The 18,245-nt window shown below is 50.3% G+C and carries 20 protein-coding genes and 1 pseudogene; 9 read left to right on the plus strand and 12 right to left on the minus strand.

All coding sequences use genetic code 11. The features are described 5' to 3' along the window. Nucleotides 1-9: 9 nt before the first annotated feature. The 3 genes from ycgZ to J1781_RS10965 all read right to left on the minus strand — a co-directional run bounded on the left by ycgZ (nucleotide 10) and on the right by J1781_RS10965 (nucleotide 1,462). Complete coding sequence (gene ycgZ, locus J1781_RS10955; protein ID WP_129953441.1) at nucleotides 10-249, minus strand: regulatory protein YcgZ; 240 nt, start codon at nucleotides 247-249, stop codon at nucleotides 10-12. Nucleotides 250-420: 171 nt separating this feature from the next. Beyond that, nucleotides 421-963 carry a GNAT family N-acetyltransferase gene (locus J1781_RS10960; protein ID WP_217233535.1) on the minus strand — a complete coding sequence of 181 codons (543 nt, stop codon included), beginning with the start codon at nucleotides 961-963 and terminating at the stop codon, nucleotides 421-423. A gap of 28 nt (nucleotides 964-991) precedes the next feature. Further along, entirely contained in the window at nucleotides 992-1,462 is a 471-nt protein-coding gene (locus tag J1781_RS10965; protein ID WP_217218773.1) for a LysR family transcriptional regulator, read from the minus strand. Between the two features lie 105 nt (nucleotides 1,463-1,567). Between J1781_RS10965 and J1781_RS10970 the strand changes: the two are divergent. Continuing rightward, nucleotides 1,568-1,765: pseudogene (locus J1781_RS10970) on the plus strand (hypothetical protein); the annotation flags it as partial. 101 nt (nucleotides 1,766-1,866) lie between these two features. On the opposite strand, the gene J1781_RS10975 reads toward J1781_RS10970, so the two are convergent. Continuing rightward, on the minus strand, nucleotides 1,867-2,064 hold the full coding sequence (locus J1781_RS10975) for a DUF4926 domain-containing protein (RefSeq protein WP_129953444.1): 198 nt from the start codon (nucleotides 2,062-2,064) through the stop codon (nucleotides 1,867-1,869). A 72-nt stretch (nucleotides 2,065-2,136) separates the two neighbouring features. After that, nucleotides 2,137-2,586, minus strand: a complete 450-nt coding sequence (locus J1781_RS10980; protein ID WP_217233536.1) for a DUF6883 domain-containing protein — start codon at nucleotides 2,584-2,586, stop codon at nucleotides 2,137-2,139. A gap of 157 nt (nucleotides 2,587-2,743) precedes the next feature. On the opposite strand from J1781_RS10980, the gene J1781_RS10985 reads away from it, so the two are divergent. Continuing rightward, on the plus strand, nucleotides 2,744-2,938 hold the full coding sequence (locus J1781_RS10985; protein WP_238483512.1) for a hypothetical protein: 195 nt from the start codon (nucleotides 2,744-2,746) through the stop codon (nucleotides 2,936-2,938). A 246-nt stretch (nucleotides 2,939-3,184) separates the two neighbouring features. Next, nucleotides 3,185-4,468: a sensor domain-containing diguanylate cyclase gene (locus tag J1781_RS10990; protein ID WP_217233537.1), complete on the plus strand. Its 1,284-nt coding sequence runs from the start codon at nucleotides 3,185-3,187 to the stop codon at nucleotides 4,466-4,468. 58 nt (nucleotides 4,469-4,526) lie between these two features. On the opposite strand, the gene J1781_RS10995 is transcribed toward J1781_RS10990, so the two are convergent. From J1781_RS10995 to J1781_RS11010, 4 genes are all read right to left on the minus strand, one after another. Continuing rightward, nucleotides 4,527-5,798 (minus strand): c-type cytochrome, encoded by a 1,272-nt coding sequence (locus tag J1781_RS10995; RefSeq protein ID WP_377426073.1) that lies wholly within the window; start codon nucleotides 5,796-5,798, stop codon nucleotides 4,527-4,529. Between the two features lie 15 nt (nucleotides 5,799-5,813). After that, a complete protein-coding gene (locus J1781_RS11000; RefSeq protein ID WP_217233538.1) occupies nucleotides 5,814-7,583 on the minus strand; it encodes a GMC family oxidoreductase in 1,770 nt (589 codons plus the stop codon). A 44-nt stretch (nucleotides 7,584-7,627) separates the two neighbouring features. Continuing rightward, nucleotides 7,628-8,353, minus strand: a complete 726-nt coding sequence (locus tag J1781_RS11005; protein WP_217218885.1) for a gluconate 2-dehydrogenase subunit 3 family protein — start codon at nucleotides 8,351-8,353, stop codon at nucleotides 7,628-7,630. 453 nt (nucleotides 8,354-8,806) lie between these two features. Next, nucleotides 8,807-9,829, minus strand: coding sequence for a LacI family DNA-binding transcriptional regulator (locus J1781_RS11010; protein ID WP_238483019.1), 1,023 nt, complete (start codon nucleotides 9,827-9,829; stop codon nucleotides 8,807-8,809). Between the two features lie 355 nt (nucleotides 9,830-10,184). Between J1781_RS11010 and J1781_RS11015 the strand changes: the two genes are divergently transcribed. The 6 genes from J1781_RS11015 (at nucleotide 10,185) to chbG (ending at nucleotide 15,465) form a co-directional block, all read left to right on the plus strand. Continuing rightward, nucleotides 10,185-10,508 carry a PTS sugar transporter subunit IIB gene (locus J1781_RS11015; protein WP_255466699.1) on the plus strand — a complete coding sequence of 108 codons (324 nt, stop codon included), beginning with the start codon at nucleotides 10,185-10,187 and terminating at the stop codon, nucleotides 10,506-10,508. A gap of 126 nt (nucleotides 10,509-10,634) precedes the next feature. Beyond that, a complete protein-coding gene (gene chbC / locus J1781_RS11020; RefSeq protein WP_129953453.1) occupies nucleotides 10,635-11,993 on the plus strand; it encodes a PTS N,N'-diacetylchitobiose transporter subunit IIC in 1,359 nt (452 codons plus the stop codon). A gap of 65 nt (nucleotides 11,994-12,058) precedes the next feature. Next, nucleotides 12,059-12,406 carry a PTS N,N'-diacetylchitobiose transporter subunit IIA gene (chbA, locus tag J1781_RS11025; protein ID WP_129953454.1) on the plus strand — a complete coding sequence of 116 codons (348 nt, stop codon included), beginning with the start codon at nucleotides 12,059-12,061 and terminating at the stop codon, nucleotides 12,404-12,406. A 14-nt stretch (nucleotides 12,407-12,420) separates the two neighbouring features. Beyond that, complete coding sequence (chbR, locus tag J1781_RS11030; RefSeq protein ID WP_129991067.1) at nucleotides 12,421-13,257, plus strand: transcriptional regulator ChbR; 837 nt, start codon at nucleotides 12,421-12,423, stop codon at nucleotides 13,255-13,257. 60 nt (nucleotides 13,258-13,317) lie between these two features. Continuing rightward, nucleotides 13,318-14,661 (plus strand): 6-phospho-beta-glucosidase, encoded by a 1,344-nt coding sequence (locus tag J1781_RS11035; protein ID WP_217233539.1) that lies wholly within the window; start codon nucleotides 13,318-13,320, stop codon nucleotides 14,659-14,661. A 45-nt stretch (nucleotides 14,662-14,706) separates the two neighbouring features. Next, a complete protein-coding gene (chbG, locus tag J1781_RS11040; RefSeq protein ID WP_217233540.1) occupies nucleotides 14,707-15,465 on the plus strand; it encodes a chitin disaccharide deacetylase in 759 nt (252 codons plus the stop codon). 56 nt (nucleotides 15,466-15,521) lie between these two features. Here the strand turns inward: chbG and J1781_RS11045 are convergent, their stop codons facing one another. From J1781_RS11045 to gcvA, 3 genes are all read right to left on the minus strand, one after another. Continuing rightward, nucleotides 15,522-16,412: an oxidoreductase gene (locus tag J1781_RS11045; RefSeq protein ID WP_129991065.1), complete on the minus strand. Its 891-nt coding sequence runs from the start codon at nucleotides 16,410-16,412 to the stop codon at nucleotides 15,522-15,524. Between the two features lie 20 nt (nucleotides 16,413-16,432). Beyond that, nucleotides 16,433-17,260, minus strand: coding sequence for a DMT family transporter (locus tag J1781_RS11050; protein WP_129953459.1), 828 nt, complete (start codon nucleotides 17,258-17,260; stop codon nucleotides 16,433-16,435). Nucleotides 17,261-17,335: 75 nt separating this feature from the next. After that, nucleotides 17,336-18,241 carry a transcriptional regulator GcvA gene (gene gcvA, locus J1781_RS11055; RefSeq protein ID WP_217220435.1) on the minus strand — a complete coding sequence of 302 codons (906 nt, stop codon included), beginning with the start codon at nucleotides 18,239-18,241 and terminating at the stop codon, nucleotides 17,336-17,338. Between the last annotated feature and the right edge of the window lie 4 nt (nucleotides 18,242-18,245).

The following is an 18,245-nucleotide window of genomic DNA, read 5'->3' on the forward strand; positions in this document are numbered from 1 at the left end:
CAGGATGAATCATGAATCTCGCTCAAGTACCAGACGGATAAGCTTCATATAATGCTTTTCCTCTTCTTCGCTGCCAGCGGCTTCAACGCGATTTAAAAGTTTCGAACATAAAGCTTTGCGATTGAGGTTCTTCCCTGCCTCAAGGATTTCAACCACAACACGCCCCATGGTTTCCTCATCAGAAAAGACCTGCGTATAGAGGGAATGAGACGTGTCCGGGGACGTTCCATTGTGCCTGTTCTGACGCATGATTAACCCTTATGTTAATAGATGTGTGATTAATGATTGCCTGTGTGACTATAAAGTTATACAAGATGTGAAAGGTTGTACAGGTATTTTAAGAAAAAAAAAGCCCGCAATGTCAGAGACTCAGAATTTTCCGATCTCAGGCCGGGGAAGCCTTGGCATGTGGGCCTCTATTCAGTCGAATGTTGAGCCATTTACCACGTACTGGCTGGTCTGCCGGTACAGGTAACTGCCGATGCCATGCACCGGATCACCCTCAAAACCCGTTTTTTGCATACCGATTTTTTCCAGAACATGCTGTAAAGCCAGATGATTTTCACGCACGGTAGCAGAAATCTGCGGTATACCCAGTTTCTCAAAATCGGTGTTGAGCACGGCGGTGGCAAACTCCGTCGCCAGCCCTTTTCCCCAGGCTGCTGTCGCAAAGCGATAACCGAGAAACACACGATGATTTTCGTAGCCTTCACGGATACCCAGTCCGCCGAAACCGATGATCTCGTCAGGCTTATGGTTCAGTGCAATTGCCCAGTGCCCGAAGCCATGATCCGACCATTCCTGCAACCAGCCGCTCAGTTTTTCCTGCGCAGCCGTCATGTCTTTCAGCGGACCGCGCGGATTAAATAAATTAGTTTGCGGATCGCCGTAAATAGCAAAAAAAGAACCGATATCATCAGCCTCTACTGGCCGGAGTAGCAACCGCGCTGTTTCGAGGATCATAGTGAGCGTCTTCCTTCTGTGAACTGCACTAAATCTTACTCTGGGCAGGAGACTCCGCCATCTGTTTTTTGAGGAAATCAATAAAACGCCGCACTTTTTCCGGCACATGACGGGTGTTGGGATAGAGTGCGAAAATGCCCTGCGGTGGGAAACGGTGATCGGGCAGCAAATGGCATAACCGCTGTGCGTCGATTTCCGGCTGTACCAGCCAGTCCGGCAGCAGGGCGACCCCTGCGCCTGCGAGTGCAAAAGCTAACAACGCCGACGCGCTGTCGGCCACAATGGCTGCGGGCGAAGAAACCCTGAACGGTATCTTATCTCTGCCGGGGGTTATCACCGGCCAACGCATTGGCAGCGGCAACCGGCTATGAGCAATTTCCAGTTGCTTAACGTTAAAACTCACCACCGCTTTGGTCAGCCCGAGCGAAGTTGCTGCGCGGGTAAAACTGCCTGCACTAACCACCGCAACGAAAATCTCCAGCCGCTGTAAATTCAGCATTCCGGGTCTCCTCACTGTCAAAATAATTTTGACAGTGTAACTGCAGCACGTCCGTTTATCCCTCAGAAAATCTCCGCTACATTGCCCGACTTTAAACATCAGTGCGAGTTTGACGAACTTGTCGAAGTTGCCAGAGCAGCAGCCGATGGTGGTGATTTCGCCGCATATATTTCTGCGCAGGGTGGGGCGAATGTCCCACGCGATGAGCAAACGGTAAGAACCGCCCGCCAAGTGATTGATGAGTTAAACGAGTACGACGAAGAGATTCAGAAAATCATCGGTGTTTATGCCCCTCATTTTGGCACTGACTGAGTAGCGTTGCGTGTGGTGCCTTTGACGAGCTAAGAAAACCAAAGAAAAAATGGCTACCAGTGTACTCTGGTAGCATTGTCTTAACCGATGAATCAGGATTTATGTTGTAACTGTTCTGGAGCCAATGCCACAGAAGCGATTGTTCGGCCTTGTTGATCGCAGAATTCAACTTCATAAGCCATCGATGGCGAACTATAAACATCAATAATTGCCCCGGTCATTCCTTTAACTAGCCCCTCATCAGGCAGGTCTACATTTAATATAACAACATCAAAAAGTGAAAATTCCATATCTGGCCTTTATTTAACGAAGATAGTAGTCATTCTGGGAACGGAGGAACCGGTATCGTACATCCAACCTGTTCATACAATTGCTGTATTCCCATTATTCCCATTATTCCCATTAATCCCTGTAATTGGCATCTCTACAGCCATACGTTGACCAAAATTGTCTGAGCCTAATAGTTTTGCTGGGTTGGAGACAATACCAGCCTGAACTTTAGTAATTAGGTCGTCAACATTCGTCTGGTTATAGCCTAAAGCTGACTCGAAAACCTTAGCTTTGTTACCGCCAACAGGATGGTCTGGATTTAACGCATATGAAATGAGTTTTTTAGGATCAATTACAGCTTTATCAGCGTTCAACAATGTTCCTGATTTTGATAGAAAGCCCGTTTCTGAAGTAATTGAATTTGTTTTCGCAAGATTTTCCAGTTGCTTTATCTCGCTAATTGCACCCATTCGACCAAGACCTAATCCCGCCGCCGCAGAGACAATAGCAATCGCCGAACCCGCGGTTGTCTCATTCAGCATCTGATCATAACCTGTCGGAGCTTCACCGCCGAGCTGTTGCGCAGTTTTGGCATAATTTGCAATGTTGCCATTGTAAACTCCGCCAGCAGCTAATAACCGGTTGGATTATCCTGCATTATGTGCCTTTTTCAGGGAACAGCGGGGCACGAAAATCGGCTTGGAGATTAACGTTGAAGCACCTGTTGTTATTGCTGAAAATGAGGCAGGCGCAGTCGTTGCGTATCAGGAACGCCAGCAACTGCCAGGTCAGCCGGAGACGTTGCGTTATTCGACAGTGGTATTTGAAGTCGATACTGACGGGAAAGTGCTGTGGCGGCATCTGCATGAAACGGCGGCCGCTAATGGTCACTGACAATAATCCTTTTTCTTTCAGAAAATGATGCGGGTCAACAGCAGCGTTTATTACACAATAATAATCTGTAATCAAACTCGCTGACACTCAGTTTATGATAAAATCACGCCGCCTTGCAGGACAGAGGCTTATTCCCAACGGAGAGGGATGCGTGATATGACGTTATTTGATGTTAAAGATAAGTGTAAGTTAAATATGTTAGTGTTTTTCTTATACATATTGATTGTTTTAGTTCCTGTTACGGTGATGTCTCATCGCTATTTTTTTCATGAAACGCCTGCTGTAGTCTCAATATTTCCCGTCACTACCGCCATTTTATTTGTGCTGCATACCCTTATCGCCTTTTTCATGCTGATGCAATACATGGCGAATCGCAAGAAACTCTACCTGGCTGTATTATCCTTTGCGTACTCGTTGTCGGCATTCTATCTGGTTTACAAGCTGCTCTATTATCCGGGGATCTTCCTGACCGGGGCAGTGCTTGAAGGCTCCGTCAATGATCTGGCTATTTACTGGGTCTTTCGCAGTATCTCGATGGCCGCTGTATTTTTGCTCACCGCTTTCCTGTATCAGCGCAGGGATACTCTGTGCGTCAGCCATCGTCGGGTGCTGAGCATTGTGCTGGCCGCAAGCTGCCTGGCTGTGATTTTTGCCTATTTTCTTTCCAGTAAAAATCCGCTGTTCGGCATGGAGATTGTAACGGCAGACGGGCGTGATTATAGCCAGCTTTGGTCTGGAAAAATGGGGTATATTATTGGCGGTATCTGGGCACTGGCCACCATCCTGATTATTTCTGTGACCCGGCTTAAAAATACCTTCTGGCTGGCCATCGGATTGAGCTGCATTTCCTATTTAGGCAACGTATCTATTTTACACAGCAGCATTTATATTCATTCGCTGGTCTGGTATTACGCGCGTTTTTTTGAGGTGTTATCGACGTTCTTTGTCGTGATTGTTTTACTATACGATATTTCTATGGTTTACAAGAAAACATTGATGAAATATCAGATTTCTTATGAGTCTTCTATTCGCGATCCGCTGACTAATCTCTATAATCGCCGGTATTATTACGATGCAATGAAAACTTATTTAGATAAAAAACAATCAGGGGTAAGGCTGGCGGTAATGGTGGCTGACATTGATTATTTCAAACGCTTCAATGATACCTACGGACACATTCAGGGCGATGAGGTCATTAAATATGTTGCCTGGTCACTTTCCCATTCCCTGCGTGATCAAGATATTCCTTCACGCATTGGCGGTGAGGAATATTCCGCACTGGTGATCGGTGCCTCTGAAGAGGAGGTTCGTACGATGGCAGAGCGTTTTCGTATCAACGTGACACAACATCATAGGTCAGAATTTCCCGGCACTCTCCCCGCGCCGGTAACGGTCAGCGTCGGCATCTATTTTATGGGTAGCGAGGATGATAAAGCCGAAGCTTGTGTGGCGAAAGCTGATGCTGCGATGTATCAGGCGAAGCAGAGCGGCCGCAATCGCATCGTGGTGTTCGGCGAGGCGTCCCTTTGAGAAGATGACATAAAAACGGCCTTCCGTGAGGAAAGCCGTTTGTTGATGAGCAGAACGTTTAGTGAGCCAGAGTTTTTCTCACTTCACTGACGTCTTTTGCTGTGACAGCCGGTGCGTTGTTGCTCCAACCCTGACGGATGAAGGTCGACAATTGTGCTGCTTCTTCGTCAGTCAGACGGTGGGCAAAGCCCGGCATGACCAGTGTCGACGGTGCACGTGCCGTTGAAGGTTGCTGTGCACCCGCGAGAATGGTGTGGATCAGTCCTGTCGGGTCTTTCGCGTTCACAATCGTTGCCTGATCCAGCTGCGGGAACACGCCTGGTGCGCCTTTGCCAGTCACAAAGTGGCAGGCACCACAGTTATCCAGATACAGACGCTCGCCTTCGGTGAGATTTTTCGCTGCCGTCAGTCTGGCTTCGGTCGCGCTGGCTTTCTGCGAATCTTGTGCCGGAACCGGTGGATTACCGCCCAGGAACTTGATGTATGCCGCAATGGCTTTGAGGTCTTCATCGGTCATATGGGCGGTGCTATTTTCCACCACAGACGTCATTTCGCCGCCTACCGCCGCTTTGTCGTTACGCCCTTTGCCCAGATAATCGACGATCTCCTGTTCGTTCCAGTGCGCTACGCCGCGCAGCGACGGGACGTCCCAGTTATTGAGGCTGCCACCCGCCAGAAAATCAGAGTCGCTGCTGTCGAGTGCTTTTTCATTCATGCCGAAGCCGCGCGGAGTGTGGCAACTGCCGCAGTGGCCCAGGCTTTCCACCAGATAAGCGCCGCGGTTAACCTGTGCGGACGCACCGCCGATTGGCTGGAATGGTTTGTCAGACGCGAACGCCCAGTTCCAGAAGCGCATGCCCCAGCGCTGGCTGAACGGGAAGCTCAGATCCGTTTCCGGCGGTTGTTCCGCGCTCGGTTTTACGCCCTGCATAAAGTAAACGTAGAGTGCGTGCATATCCTCATCGCTGATTTTGGCGTAATCAGGGTAAGGCATCGCCGGATACAAACGGGTGCCATCCGGCAGCACGCCTTTACGCACCGCATCCGAGAACTGGGCTTCGGTATAACCGCCAATGCCGTGGTCTTTATCCGGCGTAATGTTGGTCGAATAAATGGTGCCCAGATTCGAGTTGATCGCCAGCCCGCCTGAAAACGCCGGTTTGCCGGCCACCGTATGACACGCGCCGCAGTCGCCCAGGCGCGCCACATACTCACCTTGTTTTATGAGCGCGACGTTGTCGGCTTGTGCATTCGTGGCTGCCTGCGCATTCGCCATAAAACCTGCACCCAGCAGCAAGGCATTAGCGATAAATAAACTTTTGAGTTTCATCGTGTTCATCTCCGCTTATGCCTGAACCAGTGGACCAGGATTTTTCAGGTACTGATCTTTAATTGCCTGCGCTGCCATCAGGGTGATCGCACCGATGGTATCGGTCGGGTTGGCCTGGAAGTTTTGCGGGAAGGCATTGCCGCCCGGCACAAAGACGTTATGTACATCCCAGCTTTGCAGGAACTTGTTCAGCGCAGAAGTTTTCGGGTTGTCGCCCATCACCGCGCCGCCCACGTTGTGCGTGGAAACGTATTTTGTCAGGTCAAAGTGCGCGTCCATCGGCAGGAAACTTTCGCTGTAGCTGTCCGGATTCAGCTCTTTAGTGATATTGCCAACGATACCTTTCAGATATTGCTGCAATTTGAGTTCGTTCTGTTTCCAGTCGAAGGTCATGCGCAGCAGCGGATAGCCATATTCATCTTTATAATTCGGATCGAGATCCAGATAAATATCGCGATAAGACTGGCAGGTAGTGGTAATGCTGATTTTCATCGAATGGCCGTACCATTCTTCCATCCCTTCTTTCCAGCCGGTGCCCCACGCCGGGGTGCCTTTTGGCAGCGAGGTGCTGATTGGCGTGCCGGTGGCCTGCGAACTGTGGATTTTCGCACCGCCGATAAAGCCCAGCGCAGGACCGTCGAAGTTGCCCGGAGAGATGTCGTTGAACATCTGGCCGGTGGCACCTGCGGTAGCGAACGGATTGAAGTTTTTGTCTTTGAAGAACAGCGTCGAGCCGCCGTTACTGAGGAACGCATAGTTACGGCCAATCACGCCTTCTTCAGTGATCGGGTTGTAAGGTTTGCCGATGCCGGACAGCAGCATCAGGCGCACGTTACAGAACTGGAAGCTACTCAGCACCACGATTTTGGCGGGCTGGAAACACTCGTTGCCGTCTGCATCCATGTAGATCACGCCTTTCGCGGTTTTCTTATCATCATGCAGTTCGACTTTCAGCACGTTGGCATGCACTTCATAGGAGAAGTTATCCATACGTTTAAGTGCATCCATGACCGCCGTCTGCGGTGAGGCTTTCGAGTAGTTCAGGCACGGATATTTACTGCAATAACCACAGTAGTTACAGGGTGCAATTTGGTTGCCATAAGGGTTAGTCCAGGCACGGGAGACACAGGCTGACGGATTCGGGAACGGGTGATAGCCCATCTTTTTGGTCACTTCAGCAAACATACTGCTGTTAAGCGTATCTTCCAGTGCAGGCAGGGGATATGGCTCGGAGCGGGGTCCTTCGAACGGATCACCGCCTTCCATAATCTGACCACGAAGATTGCCGGTTTTGCCGGACTGGCCGCAGATGTGCTCAAACTTAGTGTAATACGGCTCAATTTCATCCCATGTGAATGGGAAATCCATGATCCGCATATCTTCCTGCAAGATGCCCGGTTTGTAAGCCTCGTCAGCGTAGGTTTTGAGTTTTAAATCAGTCGGCGTCGGGCGAATCAATACTGCTGTCCAGTGCAGACCGGAACCACCAACGCCGGTACCCGGCGCAAATGCACCCCATTTACGGGTCGGAAGGGCAGTTTCACGCATGTTGTAACGCACGGTGACGGCGGCTTCTGCCGGGGTCGCCATGACTTTATTGCGTACCGCGTAGGCATATTCGTCCGCCGGTTTCGGGTAAGCAAATTCTTCATAGCCACGATCGCCGCCACGCTCAAGCGCGCGCACGGTCAGGCCCGCCATTGCCAGCTCAATACTCATCAGTGAGCCAGCCCAGCCGAGGCCGACAACAACAACGTCGACTTCCGATTTAGTTACTTTTGCCATCTTTAATCCTGTCATTCATCAGAAAACGGTAATAGGGCGGGCACTCAGGCACGCGCGCCTTGCAGGCTCACAGGTCCCAGCGGATAAGGGACATTGTGCTGCTTAACCCATTCGGTGAAACTGGCGCGGGCGCCGGGGAAGCCGATGGCTATCCATGCTTTCATCCCTTTGTTTCCGCCGTAGATCGGGTCTGCCAGATAACCGTGTTTGGTATCTGAAAGCAGTTCACTGAAGAATTGCGAAGCCACGAGGTTCTCTTCACCAAGATCCGCAAACTGAATGCCATTTTTCTGCAACTGCGTCAGAACGTTGTCTTTGTCCTGAGCGGCGAGGTCATGGAAGGCTTTCTGGTGGTTTTGCTGACACCAGGCGTTCGCCAGGCGAATGCCGGTTTTGTAGATTTGCTGCGGACGGAACGGGATCTGATACCCCATTGTGGCCGGAGCATGCACATTGAACGGGCCCTGCATGTAAATTTCATCACCAAAATCACCGTGCATTTGCTGGTCGATAAAAATCGGCACGTTGGTTTCGAGTGCGCCCGGTGCTTTACCTTTGCCACCAGCAGGGATCAGGCGGTCAGCAGCGGCCATAATAAACTGCCACTCATCGGTATTGAAAAATATGGGTTTATAATCGAGTAAATCCGGGGCAGCCATTTCCGCAGCTTGTGCCGCCGACAATCCTTTCATCATTATGGTGCCGACCGGCAGAGCCATCAGCGACCCAAGTAAAAACTTGCGACGGGTTGTTTTTTTTTGAAGGAGCATAGAATTACGACTCTCACATGCCTGATGTTAAGTTTGGGTTAATTATTATTATTTTGGGGTACAAATTTATAATATCACTGCTACATCTAAAATAAATGAATAAATTCCATGCGAACTGTGCGGTGGCTAATGTGGTGGTTTTAAATAATCATGGAATAGATTTTAAATCCTTTTAAAACAGTTGGTTATAATTTTTCTATTTACCAAAACTCAAATTAAATTAGCATCAGTTATCAAAGATCATTGTCTGTCTTCACTGGCTGAATTTAGATCAATATAATTGCGCACGGAAAGTTCCTGTTATTAGTTGTTGTGAATGTTAGCTAACATTTTTAACAAATAAGAATTGATTTCAATTTCGGATAATAACGCAGCACGGCTCCCTCCCCTGCGAAGGGGAGGGTTGGGGTGGAGTATTAAGGTCAAAAACATAAACTGAAATGTGCGCGGGCCCTAAGCCGATTCCCGAATCACCAGCCGGTAACCCATATCGACAATCGGCTCTTCAACCACGATGCCTTCAATTTTATCCGCCAGCATATCCGCCGCGCGGATGCCTAAATCCCACTTTTCAACGCTGACTGTGGTTATCGCCGGGCGGTTGTGGGCAGCAAAATTCAGATCCGCAAAACCGATCACCGAGAAATCATCCGGAACACATAAACCCTGTGCTTCGGCTTCCATAATTGCACCTTGGGCCAGCGTATCAGAACTGCAAATGATGGCGTCGAACGGCTCACCGGTGGCAAGCAGTTGTCTGAGTGCATGACGCCCGACTTCCATATTGGCCGGACGTGAGACGATCACTTCTTTAATATCGTGCCCGGAGAGAGTCCGTAATACACTGATGGCTCCGTTTTTACGTACCATGGCGCGGCGATCCGAGGCGCAGATAAAACCAAAGCGGGAAAAACCTTTGCTGAGGAAATAGTCACCGATGGCATTGCCGACTTTTTCGTGCGAGAAGCCAATCAGCATATCTATCGGCGTAGGTGTCAGATCCCAAATCTCCACCACCGGAATATTGGCATTCAGAATGATTCTTTTCAGTTCTGAGGTGTGATGGATGCCGGTCAGCACAATCCCGTCCGGTCGACGCGAAAGCAAGGTCGCGACAATATCGGTTTCATCTTCCGGCTCATAGCCGACAATACACAACAGCATGTGGTAACCCCGCGCCGCGAGCTGGTCGCTGATCGCCTGTACAGTATCGACAAACATATTATTGTTGATTTGCGGCACCACGACGGCGATGAGTTTTGTGCGACGGGTGGCCAGTCCGCCGGCCAGCATATTAGGAATGTAACCGGTGCTTTTTACGGCCTCCATCACGCGGGCAATGGTTGCCGGACGCACGACTTTAGGATTGTTTAAGGCGCGGCTGATCGTCATCGGGGAGAGGCCGGCGGCCTGTGCGACATCTTCGAGCGTGGCCGTGCGGGAAAGGCCATTTTGGATATTTGTTTTCTTATTCAAAGTATTGACCACTGAATTCGGGCGTCAAAATAGTAATGTTTGCGCAATCATTATCAGTTTCTCATATTGTTCCCTGCTTGGGTAAGGGGAAATGTTAACTTTCTGTTGCGTTGCAGCCCGGCTCGGTCTTATTTATCCTCGCGAATTATTTCCCCAAAACGTGAAGGGAGTCATAGGGGATGGTCAAGGAGAGAAGATTTCTGTAAGCACCGAATTATCGCGTCCCGGCGCGATGCCGTATAATGCTTTCAAGCAGAGACGATTCATCATTTTCATTTATATGCTCTGAATACATTCTCACAGGTGAAGGAAAAACCGTTGCCAGAGCTGCAATCTATCGGGATATGAGGGTTTCATCATGGAAAAGAAAGTCATTTATTTGTTTTGCTCCGCCGGAATGTCCACTTCATTGCTGGTTTCTAAAATGAAGGTTCAGGCCGAGAAATATGAGGTCCCGGTCATTATCGAAGCATTTCCTGAAACACTGGCCGCTGAGAAGGGTATGGCGGCAGATGTCGTTCTGCTTGGGCCGCAAATTGCTTATATGCTGAATGAAATTAAAAATGTCTTGCCCGGCAAACCGGTTGAGGTGATTGATTCTGGCCTGTACGGCAAAATCGATGGGTTAGGTGTTCTGAAAGCAGCGGTTGCTGCGATCAAAAAAGCAGCAGCGCAGTAATTTTAATTTTTCCTTATTTTTAAATTGATCGTCTTTATATTGAAATTTTTAAGTCAAAGAGAACTCCAGTCAAAGAGCGAATTTCTTCCCCTGGCCGCCGGATGGCGGCATTAAAGGAAAATACCAATGAGCAAAGCCATTGATTCACTTGAAAAGATACTCCTTCCTTTTGCCGTCAAAATAGGTAAACAGCCGCATATTAATGCCATTAAAAATGGTTTTATAAAACTCATGCCGCTAACCCTTGCGGGTGCCATGTTCGTTTTAATTAATAATGTATTCCTGAATTTCGGGGCCGGTTCTTTCTTTTATTCATTAGGTGTGCGTTTAGACCCGTCAACTATCGATACACTGGCCGGTCTGAAAACCATCGGTATTAATGTTTATAACGGTACGCTTGGTATTATGTCGCTGATGGCACCGTTCTTTATCGGCATGGCATTAGCGGAAGAACGTAAAGTTGATTCGCTCTCCGCCGGTTTATTAGCCGTCGCGGCCTTTATGACCGTGACGCCATACAATGTCGGCGAAGCCTATGCAGTAGGTGCAAACTGGTTAGGGGGCGCCAATATTATTTCCGGTATGCTGATAGGTTTGGTTGTCGCAGAAATGTTTACCTTTGTCATTCGCCGGAACTGGGTTATTACCTTGCCGGCGAGTGTGCCGTCTTCTGTTTCCCGATCTTTTTCAGCACTCATTCCGGGTTTTATTATTCTGTTTATTTTCGGGATGATTTCCTGGTTACTCGGATTATATGGTCATAACTTCCACCAGATCATTATGGATTCTATTTCCAAGCCTCTGGCGGCGATGGGCGGCGTGGTGGGCTGGGCGTATGTGATTTTCAACTCCCTGCTGTGGTTCTTTGGTGTACACGGTTCGCTCGCACTGACCGCTCTCGACAACGGTATTATGACCCCGTGGGCCCTGGAAAATATCGCTCTGTACACCGAGTACGGTTCCGTGAGTGCTGCCATTGATGCCGGGAAAACCTTCCATTTCTGGGCAAAACCGATGCTGGATTCCTACATCATGCTGGGCGGTTCCGGTGCGACGCTCGGGCTTATTATCGCCATCTTTATCGCTTCACGCCGTGCCGATCATCGCCAGGTGGCGAAGCTGGCGCTGCCGTCAGGTATTTTCCAGATTAACGAGCCTATTTTGTTTGGTCTGCCGATTATCATGAACCCGGTCATGTTCATTCCGTTTGTCCTGGTCCAGCCGATTCTCGCAGCTATCACACTTGCGGCTTACTCTCTGGGGATCATTCCCCCGGTGACTAACCTGGCGCCGTGGACCATGCCGACCGGGCTGGGCGCCTTCTTTAACAGTAACGGCAGTATCGCTGCGCTGCTGGTCGCGTTGTTCAATCTCGGTGTCGCCACGCTGGTGTATATGCCATTCGTGATCTTATCTAACAAAGCGCAGGCGATCATTGAAGAAGAAGAAAGCGAAGAAGACATTGCAGCCGCATTGAAATTTTAATCTCAACGGAGGGCGGGCAGAGGCCATCTTCCCGCTGTTATCCGGCCAATCAAGGAGAGACCAGGATGATGGATTTAGACAGCATTGTAGAAACTGAAAACGAAATGCAGGATCTCGAAGAAGTGGTCATGGGGTTGATCATTAACTCCGGACAGGCGCGCAGCCTGGCTTACGCAGCGCTCAAAAAGGCCAAAGAAGGAGATTTTGAGCAGGCGCACGCGGTAATGGCACAGTCAAAAATGGCACTCAATGAAGCGCATCTGGTGCAAACCAAACTGATTGAGGCCGATCAGGGCGAAGGGAAAACCAAGGTCAGCCTGGTACTGGTGCACGCGCAAGATCATCTGATGACGTCAATGCTGGCCCGTGAGCTGATTGCGGAACTCATTGAGCTTCATGAGAAAATAAAATAACGTAGGGATCCCTAATGCAGCCACCGGTACTGAGCATGGAAATCAAGACAGCGCGCGAAAATCAGCTCTTCGACGGGCAGAATTTCCACATGTTCATCTACAACAAAGTAGAAAGTATTTCCGGGCTGCATGAGCATGACTACTATGAATTTACAGTGGTACTGACCGGGCGGTATTACCAGAACGTCAATGGCAAACGGGTATTGTTAGAACGCGGCGATTTTGTGTTTATCCCGCTGGGATCTCACCACCAAAGCTTTTATGAGTTTGGTGCGACACGGATATTAAATGTCGGGATCAGCAAAGCGTTCTTTGAGCAACATTATTTATCTTTATTGCCATCCCGCTTCGTGGCATCACAGGTTTATCAGATTAAGACTGAATTTCTGGCTTATATAGAATCTGTGATTGCTTCGTTGAATTTCAGGAACGGGGAATTTAATGAGTTTCTGGAAATGGTGACGTTTTATATTGTGAACCGTTTACGTCATCACCGGGAATCCGAAGTAGCGACAGATGCGCCAGGCTGGCTTAAAAATACCATTGAGAAGATGCATGATAAAGCACAGTTTGGTGACAAGGCATTAGTGAATATGGTGGCACTTTCCGGTAAATCTCAGGAATATCTTAGCCGAGCCACGCAGCGACATTATGGCAAAACGCCGATGCAGATTATTAATGAAATCCGTATTGATTTTGCCAAAAAGCAACTGGAAATTACGAATTACTCGGTTTCGGATATTGCATTTGAATCTGGTTACAGCAGTCCGAGTATGTTTATTAAAAACTTTAAAAAGCTGACATCTTTCACCCCGAATCATTACCGGAAGAAGTTATGCAGTATTAATTAATCCGAATCATTTATTTCTCTGTTTAAATTTGCAGTGCATTATTATTGCACGGGAGTTCCTATGCGTAAAAAACTGAAAGTCGTCACCGTCGGTGGCGGAAGTAGTTATACCCCGGAATTACTGGAAGGCTTTATTAAACGCTACGATGAACTGCCCATTACTGAATTATGGCTGGTTGATGTGGAAGCCGGGAAAGAGAAACAGGACATTATTTTCAATCTTTGCCAGCGTATGGTGGAGCGCGCAGGCGTGCCGATTGTGATGCATAAAACACTGGATCGCCGCGAAGCGCTGGCGGATGCCGATTTCGTCACCACGCAACTGCGTGTCGGCCAGTTGAAAGCACGCGAGCTGGATGAACGTATCCCGCTGAGTCACGGTTATCTCGGTCAGGAAACCAACGGGGCTGGTGGATTGTTCAAAGGGCTGCGGACTATTCCGGTGATTTTTGACATCATCCGGGATGTCGAAGAAATCTGTCCGGACGCCTGGGTCATTAACTTCACCAACCCGGCGGGTATGGTGACAGAAGCCGTATTCCGTCATACCCAATTCAAAAAATTTATCGGCGTATGTAACATCCCGGTCGGCATGAAAATGTTTATTCAGGATGTGCTGAAGCTGGCACCGCAGGATGATTTGTCTATCGATTTGTTTGGCCTGAACCACATGGTGTTCATCAAAGATGTTCTGGTCGACGGCGAATCACGTTTCGCCGAACTGCTTGACGGCGTAGCATCCGGCACACTCACCGCCGGTTCGGTGAAAAACATCTTTGATTTGCCCTTCAGTGAAGGGCTGATCCGCTCCCTGAATCTGCTGCCGTGTTCTTATCTGCTGTATTACTTTAAGCAGAAAGAGATGCTGGCGATTGAAATGGGGGAATTCTACAAAGGCGGCGCGCGCGCTACGGTGGTACAGAAGGTTGAGAAGCAGCTGTTCGATATGTACAAAAACCCTGATCTGAATGTCAAACCCAAAGAACTGGAATTGCGCGGCGGGGCGTATTATTCCGACGCGGCCTGCGAAGTCATCAGCGCGATTTACAACGATAAACAAACCGAGCAGTACGTCAATTTCCCGCACAACGGACATGTTGATAACATTCCGGCTGACTGGGCGGTGGAAATGACCTGTACTATCGGGCGTGACGGCGCAAAACCACACCCGCGTATCACGCATTTTGACGAAAAGGTGCTGGGGCTGATTTACACCATCAAAGGGTTTGAGATTGCCGCGAGTGAGGCCGCACTGAGCGGTGAACTCAATGACGTTCTGCTGGCGATGAATCTCAGCCCGCTGATCCATTCCGATAAAGATGCCGAAATACTGGCGCGCGAAATGTTGCTGGCTCATGAAAAACTGCTGCCAAATTTTGCCAAAACCATTGCTGCGCTGAAATAACCCATGGCCTTCCCCGAAAAGGGAAGGCGTTCAACCGGGACATTTATGGATAAATTACTGATAGTGAACGCCGATGATTTCGGGCTTTGTAAAGCGCAAAACTACGGGATCATTGACGCATTCAACAATGGCGTGGTGCGGTCGACGACGGCGATGGTCAATATGGTCAGTGCTGAACACGCGGCGGCGCTAAGCAAAGCAAATTCTGATCTTGCCGTGGGCATGCACTTCGTGCTGACGCTTGGACGTCCGTTGTCACCCATGCCGGGTCTGGTCCGCGACGGTGAACTGGGCAAATGGATTTGGGAAATGGCCGGGCAGGGGACGTTACCGCTTGATGAAATCAGGCATGAACTGCAAAGCCAGTTCGACCGTTTCCTGGCTCTGTTTGGCCATTTGCCAACCCATCTCGACAGTCATCATCATGTGCATATGTTTCCGCAGATTTTCCCGATCGTTGAGGCGTTCGCGCAAGAGCAGGGCATTCCTGTACGCATAGACCGTGAGGAAATCCGCAGGGGCGACATTGCGCTGTGCGGCGCGAAGAGTACCGACGGTTTCGACAGCAGTTTCTACGGTGAGGCGGTTTCAGAAGCCCTGTTTCTGCAAACACTGGACAGCGCGACACAACGTGGTGACCGCTCGGTGGAAATCATGACCCATCCGTCGTTTATCGATAACACCATTCTGGCGAGCAAATATTGCACTCCGCGCCTGGCGGAGCTGAATGTGCTGACGTCGGCCTCGCTCAAAACTGCGATAACTGAACGCGGATTCCGGCTGGGATCGTTTAAGGATTTATAAACTCTGGTACGCAAAGGCCGCTGTGGTGTGAGTTCGCGGCGGCCTTTGTGCAGGCATCAGCCCGGCCCCTCACTCCCCGCCGCCAGCAGCGGGACCAGAATGTCGCTGATCGGTGTAGGAAGACCCCGGGCGAGCCCATAACGCTGTACGACGCCGTTACGTATATCCCATTCCAGCGGGCGGTTAGCCTGGCGATCGGCGAGAATGGATGTGCCTAAATCTGCCGGCGCACGATGAAAACCCTCAACGATCTCTTGCGGAACGGTATCGCTAAGTACCGCCCCCTCTGCACGCGCGACCGTCAGACATTCCTGCAGATATGCCAGTGCCAGTTGCGTGATATCCCCGCGTGAGAACATACCTGCCCGGCGGTTTGCGAGAACCATCAGACCAGCGACCGCATTCTGCAGCAGTTTGCGCCATGCGATCGTGAGGAAATCGGATGACAATTCAACCGCACAGCGTGTGCCACTGAGCGCCTCAGCGATCCGTTTTGCCTTTGGCACATCCGGCAACGTCAGTCGCGGTTTGGCGCGCAGCCGGACTGAAGCATCCGGTTCGCGTTGTGCCGGGAACCATACGACGGAAGGCAGTACCGTTGCTCCGTTAACGTAAGGTTCCAGCAGCGTTTTCTGTTCAACGCCGTTTTGCAGTGCACAGACAACGGTATTTTCATCGCATAAGGTGGTCAGCCAGCCAGCGCTGTCAGCCACCTGCGTCGTTTTCACCGCAACAAAAACCAAATCGAAAGGACGGGTAACGGTTGACGGATTGTTCAGTACCGGACCTGGTACTACAATTTCGCCGTCATCATGGCGCAGAATTAATTCGGGGTGTGCGGTGCGCCCGCACAGCAGCGGGGTGCGGTTCACCTCATGCAGTACTGCGGCGATGGTGGTACCAATCGCACCGGGGCCTATCAGAGCTATAGCAGGGCGGTCAGACATTTTAAGTTCTCCTGATTTGATTAACCCATCAATAATGTGCCGGTGGCAATCACCGCACATGCCAGCATTTTTCTCAGCGTGAGTGTTTCGCCAAGGAACCAATAACCCAGAACAGCGGCAAACAGTACGCTGGTTTCGCGCAGCGCGGAGACGGCACCCATCGGTGCGGCCGTCATGGCATAAATAATAATGCCGTAAGCCAGCAGCGATACCAGACCTCCCGCGGCCGCACTGAGTAAACCAGGCCGCCAGCGCAGTAAGCTTTTTGTGTCGCGCAGAACGATATACAGCACTGGCATCAGCACTCCCCATAACATGCTCATCCACACGGTATAGGAAAACGGATTGCCGGAAACGCGTACGCCCATTCCATCCACTACGCTGTATGCGGCGATAAACGCGCCGGTAGCCAGGGTATATTTCAGGCCTGGCATCGCCAGTTTGCGGCTTCTCATTGCAAGCATAAGAATACCGCCAGAAATTAGCGCGATGCCAAGAAGGGTGTTAAAAGCGATCTTCTCCCCGGCGAACAGCGCTGCCCCACAGGTCACCATCAGCGGCGAGGAGCCGCGTGCAACCGGGTAGGTTTGCCCGAGATCCCCGCTCTGATAACTGCGTATTAAACACAGGTTATAGCTGACATGCAGCAGGGCAGATAACACCGCATATCCGATGCTCGCCCGGGCAGGCAGTGGCAGAAATGGCGCGATGACAACGCAGCTCAACGCAATCGCCACACACATGATGGTCATCGACCACAACCGGTCATTACCGCTGCGTAATAAGGCATTCCAGCTGGCATGCAGCAGGGCGGCGAATAATGTAAGTAAAATAATATGAGCGGGCATGTACCGATGCTAAACAGCCTGTCCCCGGATTAACAGTGAAGTGTTGTCATCGGGGTATGAGCAAAGATTCATACTTCAGCGGTAACTTAACTGTGCCTGTTGTGACTCGGCCAGCAGCCAGTTACGGAATTTAATGATATGTGGCTGCGTTTCGATGCCTTGCGGACAGACGAAGTAATAGGCGGCCGGTGAAGGAAAATTGACGTCAAAGAGCCTGACCAGACTGCCCTCACGGATTTCTTTTTCTACGTGTCCGCTGCGCGCTAGCGCAATGCCCTGTCCCAGTAACGCGGCTTCAATCGTCATATTGGTATCGGCGAAGCGTACACTCTCGTGCAGCACATCGGTGTTTATCCCGACCAGCTTAAACCAGGCATCCCATTTCGGTACCAGATCGGCTCCGTCACGCGTCAGCAAGGGAAAACGCAACAGTTCAGCAGGCCCGGAAGGGGTACCAAAGCTGGCTAAAAAAGCGGAGCTGGCCACCGGAAATAATTGTTCGCGGAACATAAATTCTGTATGCAGTGCCGCATAATTACCATGTCCGAAACGGATCGCCACATCGGAATCTGCGCTGGCGAAGTTGATGGCTTTATCCGTACTTTCCAGCGACACCAGAATCTCCGGATGCAAACGTGCTAATTCCGGCAGACGCGGTAACAACCACTTTAAGGCGAAAGAATAGGTGGTGCTGACACGCAGTCGCACCCGTCCTTTCTGTTCACGCAGATCCGCAAGTGTGGTTTCAAGTTTACTAAAGAATTCCCGTACCAGAGGGGCGAGCGCGGCACCGGCAGGTGTCAGGCTAAGGGTTTTACCCCGTTGGAAAAGTTGCAGGCCCCAGATTTCCTCCAGTTTTTTCAGCTGATGGCTGACCGCACTTTGTGTAATAAACAGTTCGTCTGCGGTTGAGGTAAACGTTGTGTGGCGGGTGGCCACTTCAAAGGCACGGAGTGTGGCTGTAGGAGGGAGGTCACGCATCATG

The organism is Rahnella perminowiae (genome assembly GCF_019049695.1).
GTDB lineage: Bacteria > Pseudomonadota > Gammaproteobacteria > Enterobacterales > Enterobacteriaceae > Rahnella > Rahnella perminowiae.